The following is a 6232-nucleotide window of genomic DNA, read 5'->3' on the forward strand; positions in this document are numbered from 1 at the left end:
CCGCGCGTACGTGACTTCCGCGGCATCAGCGACACCAGCTTCGACGGACGCGGAAACTATGCTTTCGGCGTTAAAGAACAGCTGATTTTCCCGGAAGTTGATTACGAAAAAATCGACCGTATCCGTGGAATGGATATCATTGTAGTAACCACGGCTAAGACTGATGAAGAAGCTCGTGAACTTCTGAAGCAGTTCGGCATGCCGTTCAAGAAATAAGCAGGAGGACAATATGGCAAAGAAGTCTATGTTGGAACGCGAGAAGAAAAGAGAACTCGCAGTTCAGAAATACGCAGCCAAACGTCAGGCACTGAAAGAAGCTGGCGACTGGGAAGCTCTTAGCAAGCTTCCGCGCAATGCTTCCCCAACACGTCTGCACAATCGCTGCAAACTGACCGGCCGTCCCCACGGCTTTATGCGTAAATTCGGAATTTGCCGCAACCAGTTCCGTGATTTGGCTTACCGCGGAGAAATTCCGGGCATTAAGAAAGCCAGCTGGTAAATTTCGGGAGGAGGATTAAACAATGGTAACAACCGATCCAATTGCGGATATGCTTACCCGTATTCGTAATGCGAACGATGCATATCATGCAACGGTAGATATGCCTGCTTCTAAAATGAAGGCAGCTGTGCTTACAATTTTAAAAGATGAAGGCTTTGTAAAGAACGTAGAACAGGTTGAAGTGGAAAACCATCCGACACTGCGCGTTTCTCTGAAATACGGCGCAAACCGTGAAAAGGTTATCAAAGGCCTGAAGAGAATTTCCAAACCTGGTCTGAGAGTATATGCAAACAAGGAAGAACTGCCGAAGGTTCTCGGCGGTCTCGGAATCGCAATCATTTCCACATCCAAGGGCGTTATGACCGACAAAGCAGCTCGTAAAGCTGGCCTCGGCGGCGAAGTTCTTGCGTTTGTCTGGTAATCAGTAGGAGGAATAATATGTCACGTATTGGCAAAAAACCTATTACGGTTCCGGCAGGTGTGGAAGTCAAGTTTGATGGCCATACCGTCACCGTAAAAGGTCCGAAGGGCACATTAACCCGTAAACTGAATGAAGAAATCGATTTCAAAATGGAAGGCAACGAAATCATCGTTTCCCGTCCGAATGATGAAATCAAAAACCGCTCCCTGCACGGTCTGAACCGTACACTGCTGCACAACATGATTCTCGGCGTAACCGAAGGATTCTCCAAGAAACTGGAAATCCAGGGCGTCGGCTACAATGCACAGATGCAGGGAACAAACCTGAAACTGGCTCTGGGCTTCTCCCATCCGGTTATCGTAACCCCGCCGGAAGGCATTACAATTACAACCCCGTCTTCTGTTGTTATCGTGGTATCTGGCTGCGATAAGGAAAAGGTTGGCCAGGTTGCGGCTGAAATCCGCGCTTGGAGACAGCCTGAACCTTACAAAGGCAAGGGTATCCGTTATTCCGGTGAATACGTACGCCGTAAGGCTGGTAAGACCGGCGCAACAAAGTAAGACAGGAGGTAAAATAATATGCGTAAAAATGCAACCAGAAATGCGGTTATCCGCCGCCATCTGCGTCTTCGTAAGAAAATCTCCGGTACTGCAGCTTGCCCGCGTCTTAATGTATTCCGTTCCCTCGGAAACATCTATGCACAGGTTATTGATGATGAAGCTGGCGTAACACTCGTATCGGCTAATACCTTAGATAAGGAAATCAAGGCTGAATTCCCATACGGCGGCAACGTTGATGCAGCTAAGGCTGTAGGCGTTCTCGTCGGCAAGAGAGCTCTTGAAAAAGGAATTGAAACAGTCGTGTTCGACCGCGGCGGTTATATCTATCACGGAAGAGTCCAGGCTTTGGCTGAAGGCGCTCGTGAAGCCGGATTGAAATTTTAAGGTAGAAGGAGAAGACACATGCCAAGATTTGAAAAACAGGAATCCGACTTACAGGAAAACGTTGTTTTCATCAACCGCGTTGCTAAAGTCGTTAAAGGTGGCCGTCGTTTTTCCTTTGCAGCTGTTGTCGTAGTCGGCGATGGCAAAGGTAAGGTCGGTGCAGGCCTCGGCAAAGCAGCTGAAGTTCCTGAAGCGATTCGTAAAGGCGTCGAAGATGCTAAAAAGAACATGATCACTGTCGCTCTGAAGAACGGCACAATCCCCCATCCGATGCTCGGCGTTTATGGCGCTGGCAAAGTTGTCATGAAACCGGCTGCTGAAGGCACCGGCGTCAAGGCAGGCGGCCCGGTTCGTGCCGTCCTCGCTATGGCAGGCATCAGAAACATTCTGACCAAGTCTCTCGGTTCCTCTAACCCGATCAACATGGTAAGAGCAACCCTGGACGGTCTCTCCAAGCTCGAAAATGCAGAGACTGTTGCAGCCCTCCGCGGCAAGAGTTTGGACGAAATTTATAACTAAGGGGGCCCCTCATGAAAGTTATTGTTACTCTGAAGAAAAGCGTGATTGGCTCCAGACCGGAACATATCGCTACTATTAAGGCGCTGGGACTTCATAAGACCCACTCCTCCGTAGAAAAAGAACTTACCCCGCAGATTAAGGGCATGATTCACTCTGTCCGTCATCTTGTAGACTGCAAAGAAATTGCAGAATAATTGAGAAGGAGGTGCGCTAATGAAACTGCATGAACTGAAACCTGCAGAAGGTTCTACTTCTGCTCGCCGCCGCGTAGGCCGTGGCCTGGGAAGCGGAATGGGTAAAACAGCTACCCGTGGTACCAAGGGTCAGCACGCTAGAACCGGCGGCGGCACACATCCGGGATTTGAAGGCGGCCAGCTTCCACTGTATCGCCGTCTCCCGAAACGCGGCTTTAAAAATGTCCTTGCAAAAGAATATGCTGTAGTCAATGTAGAAACGCTCAATCGTTTCGATGACAACGCTGTTGTTGATCCGGCTGCTCTCGTTGAAGCAGGTATTCTGAAAAACGTTCTCGATGGTGTACGTATTCTGGGAAACGGTGAACTCACAAAAGCTCTGACCGTTAGAGCTCAGGGATTTACTAAGGGCGCTCAGCAGAAAATCGAAGCAGCAGGTGGAAAAGTAGAGGTGATCTGATATGGGATCTGTGATCGCAAATATTTTTGCTAACAAAGAACTCAAAGATCGCATACTGTTCACATTCTTGATGTTCGTCATCTTCCGTCTCGGGGTTCATATCCCGGTACCGGGAGTTGACGCTTCCGTCATTGAAAGCCTGTTCACATCTGGAAACCTCTTCGGCTTCCTGGATTTGTTCTCGGGCGGCGCGCTCAGCAAATTCTCCATATTTGCCATGAGTATCACGCCGTACATCAACTCATCCATTATCATGCAGCTCCTGACTGCCGTCATTCCTACTCTCGAAGAGTGGAGAAAAGACGGACAGGAAGGTTACAAGAGAATACAGAAGGTCACAAGATACTTCACTGTATTCCTTGCAGCCGTTCAGGCATTCGGCATGACGTACGCCCTCCGTATCAACAATGCACTTGTTGACAACAGCTGGCTGTACTTTACATTCGTTGTAGTCGTCCTCATTGCTGGCACCTGCCTCCTGATGTGGATCGGCGAAAAAATTACGGAACACGGAATCGGCAATGGCATCTCGCTGATCATCTTCTGCGGTATCGTAGCCCGCTTCCCGCAGGCTATCTCCACCGTTATTGATTATCTGCAGGTCGGCACCATTTCCCCGTTCCAGCTGCTCCTGTTTTTCGTCATTGCACTGGCTATGATCCTCATGGTCATTGAAATCAACGAAGGACAGCGCAGAATCTCCATCCAGTACGCTAAGCGTGTCATCGGCCGCAGAATGTACGGCGGTCACTCCACCTATTTACCTCTCAAGGTCAATCAGGCTGGCGTTATCCCGATCATCTTTGCTTCCTCGATTCTCATGCTTCCCGTAACTCTTGCACAGTTCGTCCATATCGGATGGGTGCAGGCAGTAGGAAACTTCTTCGGATGGGGCACCTGGCCAAATACCATCTGCTATGGCATTCTGATTTTTATCTTCACGTACTTCTATACGGCCATCTCGGTCAATATCAAGGAACTGGCAGATAACATGAAGAAGTATGGCGGTTTCATCCCGGGCATCCGTCCTGGCGAACCGACCATGATGTACATTGACAGAGTATTATCCAGAATCACCTTGACTGGTGCGGTATTCCTGGCATTCATTGCTATCCTTCCGAACTTCATCGGAAACATCACCGGCATTCAGGGCGTCTACTTCGGTGGTACGTCACTCCTGATTATCGTCGGCGTCGCACTGGATACCATGAGACAGGCACAGTCCTATATGGTGACAAGAAACTATCAAGGCTTTATTAAATAAGGAGTAGGGATATGTATATCTTATTAATGGGACCTCCAGGCGCCGGCAAAGGCACCCAGGCGGAAAAGCTCATTCGTGAATACGGCATCCCCCAGATTTCCACCGGCGACATGTTCCGTGCTGCTGTGAAATCTGGAACGGCTCTTGGCAAAGAAGCTAAAAGCTATATGGACAAGGGAGCCCTTGTACCGGACAGCGTAACAGTGGGTATCGTCAAAGAAAGACTCGCTCAGGATGACTGCAAAAAAGGCTGGATCCTGGACGGCTTCCCGAGAACCACTGCCCAGGCTTCCGCTCTGGATGCGATCCTTCATGACCTTGGCATTCAGCTGACGGCAGTGCTCGACTTCAACGTCAACAGGGACGACCTGGTGAAGAGAGTCAGCGGCCGTCTTGTTTGCCGTCAGTGCGGCGCTTCCTTCCACAAGGAATTCCGCCCGCCGAAACAGGAAGGCGTCTGCGATAACTGCGGCGGCGAACTGTATCAGCGCGCTGATGATAATGAGGTGACCGTCAGAGAACGTCTGGCAGTCTATGATACATCCACAAAACCTCTGATCGATTACTACAAAGTAAGCGGCCGTTATTACGAAATCAACGGAGATCAGTCCATGGACAAGGTATTCGCCGACGTCCAGGCTGCGCTTAAGAAGGCATCCGAATGATTACGATTTATACGCCGGAAGAAGTAGAGAAGATTGCCGCAGCCGGGAGACTGACTGCGGATACACTCTCTATGCTTGAGAAAGAGGTTAAGCCGGGAATCAGCACGTTGGAGCTTGATGAAATGGCTGAAAAATTTATCAGAGACAGAGGCGGCATCCCGAGCTGCAAAGGCTATGAAGGATATCCGGCAACACTTTGCACCTCTGTTAACGATACTGTTGTCCATGGAATACCATCTGCGAGAAAAATTTTAAAAAAAGGTGATACTATTTCTCTCGATCTTGTGGTAGAATTGAATGGTTACATGGGTGATTCCTGTATCACCGTTCCAGTAGGACACACAAACAAGAAAAACCTCCAGCTCATTAAGGCCACGGAAGGTGCGCTTTTCGCAGGCATCAAACAGGCAGTTATAGGGAATACTGTAGGCGACATCGGACATGCGGTGGAAAGCTATGTCAAGCCATACGGATACGGCGTCCTGCGTGAATACGTGGGCCACGGCATCGGCATCGGCATGCATGAAGACCCGGAAGTACCGAACTACGGCACCCCGGGACACGGACCGCGTCTCGAAGAAGGTATGTGTATCTGTATCGAGCCTATGATCACCATGGGCAGCCCAGACATCATCACACTGCGTGACGGATGGGGCGTAGTGACCGCAGACGGACTTCCGTCCGCACACATCGAACACACCATTACCATTACCAAAGATGGTCCGAGAATTCTTACGCTGCGTAATTGATTCCATCATTATTACCGGCGGACAGCATATGATAAGCCAAAGGAGGCTCGCATGAGCAAGGCAGACGTTATTGAAGTAGAAGGCAGAGTAGTAGAAAAACTTCCAAACGCCATGTTCCGTGTTAAACTGGAAAACGGCGGCCATATTGTACTGGCTACTATTTCCGGAAAGATGCGTATGAATTTCATCCGTATACTGCCCGGAGACAAGGTAACAGTGGAATTGACGCCCTATGATTTAGAGCACGGCAGGATTACCTATCGTTACAAGTAAGTAAGGAGGAACCAAGATGAAGGTCAGACCGTCCGTTAAAAAGATGTGCGACAAATGCAAGATCATCAAACGCAAAGGCCGCGTAATGGTTATTTGTGAAAATCCGAAACATAAGCAGAGACAAGGTTAATTAAAAGGAGGTTAAAGAGTAGATGGCACGTATAGCTGGTGTAGACTTACCAAGAGATAAGCGCGTTGAGATCGGCTTAACTTATATTTATGGAATTGGCCCCACTCTTTCCAA

Annotated in this window: 12 protein-coding genes and 2 pseudogenes; all 14 read left to right on the forward strand. The window is 49.2% G+C overall.

Annotated elements, in window-relative coordinates; all coding sequences use genetic code 11:
- Nucleotides 1-216: pseudogene (rplE, locus tag M3200_RS06285) on the forward strand (50S ribosomal protein L5); the annotation flags it as partial.
- Between the two features lie 13 nt (nucleotides 217-229).
- Entirely contained in the window at nucleotides 230-499 is a 270-nt protein-coding gene (gene rpsN / locus M3200_RS06290; protein WP_022382692.1) for a 30S ribosomal protein S14, read from the forward strand.
- Between the two features lie 22 nt (nucleotides 500-521).
- The gene (gene rpsH, locus M3200_RS06295; protein ID WP_022382693.1) at nucleotides 522-920 is read left to right on the forward strand and encodes a 30S ribosomal protein S8; all 399 of its coding nucleotides are present in this window, start codon (nucleotides 522-524) and stop codon (nucleotides 918-920) included.
- A 17-nt stretch (nucleotides 921-937) separates the two neighbouring features.
- A complete protein-coding gene (rplF, locus tag M3200_RS06300; RefSeq protein ID WP_022382694.1) occupies nucleotides 938-1480 on the forward strand; it encodes a 50S ribosomal protein L6 in 543 nt (180 codons plus the stop codon).
- Between the two features lie 18 nt (nucleotides 1481-1498).
- Nucleotides 1499-1864, forward strand: coding sequence for a 50S ribosomal protein L18 (gene rplR, locus M3200_RS06305; protein WP_022382695.1), 366 nt, complete (start codon nucleotides 1499-1501; stop codon nucleotides 1862-1864).
- A gap of 18 nt (nucleotides 1865-1882) precedes the next feature.
- Nucleotides 1883-2383 (forward strand): 30S ribosomal protein S5, encoded by a 501-nt coding sequence (rpsE, locus tag M3200_RS06310; protein ID WP_022382696.1) that lies wholly within the window; start codon nucleotides 1883-1885, stop codon nucleotides 2381-2383.
- Between the two features lie 11 nt (nucleotides 2384-2394).
- The gene (gene rpmD / locus M3200_RS06315; RefSeq protein WP_022382697.1) at nucleotides 2395-2577 is read left to right on the forward strand and encodes a 50S ribosomal protein L30; all 183 of its coding nucleotides are present in this window, start codon (nucleotides 2395-2397) and stop codon (nucleotides 2575-2577) included.
- A 19-nt stretch (nucleotides 2578-2596) separates the two neighbouring features.
- Nucleotides 2597-3037: a 50S ribosomal protein L15 gene (rplO, locus tag M3200_RS06320; protein ID WP_022382698.1), complete on the forward strand. Its 441-nt coding sequence runs from the start codon at nucleotides 2597-2599 to the stop codon at nucleotides 3035-3037.
- A gap of 1 nt (nucleotide 3038) precedes the next feature.
- Nucleotides 3039-4301, forward strand: a complete 1263-nt coding sequence (gene secY / locus M3200_RS06325; RefSeq protein ID WP_022382699.1) for a preprotein translocase subunit SecY — start codon at nucleotides 3039-3041, stop codon at nucleotides 4299-4301.
- A gap of 11 nt (nucleotides 4302-4312) precedes the next feature.
- Entirely contained in the window at nucleotides 4313-4966 is a 654-nt protein-coding gene (locus tag M3200_RS06330; RefSeq protein ID WP_022382700.1) for an adenylate kinase, read from the forward strand.
- Nucleotides 4963-5715, forward strand: coding sequence for a type I methionyl aminopeptidase (gene map / locus M3200_RS06335; RefSeq protein ID WP_022382701.1), 753 nt, complete (start codon nucleotides 4963-4965; stop codon nucleotides 5713-5715). The genes M3200_RS06330 and map overlap by 4 nt, the downstream gene beginning before the upstream one ends.
- A 51-nt stretch (nucleotides 5716-5766) precedes the next feature.
- The gene (gene infA, locus M3200_RS06340) at nucleotides 5767-5988 is read left to right on the forward strand and encodes a translation initiation factor IF-1 (RefSeq protein ID WP_022382702.1); all 222 of its coding nucleotides are present in this window, start codon (nucleotides 5767-5769) and stop codon (nucleotides 5986-5988) included.
- 16 nt (nucleotides 5989-6004) lie between these two features.
- Nucleotides 6005-6118, forward strand: a complete 114-nt coding sequence (gene rpmJ / locus M3200_RS06345) for a 50S ribosomal protein L36 (RefSeq protein WP_008859825.1) — start codon at nucleotides 6005-6007, stop codon at nucleotides 6116-6118.
- 22 nt (nucleotides 6119-6140) lie between these two features.
- Nucleotides 6141-6232: pseudogene (locus M3200_RS06350) on the forward strand (30S ribosomal protein S13); the annotation flags it as partial.

This window comes from Dialister sp. CAG:357, assembly GCF_000435155.1.
GTDB classification, from domain to species: domain Bacteria; phylum Bacillota; class Negativicutes; order Veillonellales; family Dialisteraceae; genus Dialister; species Dialister hominis.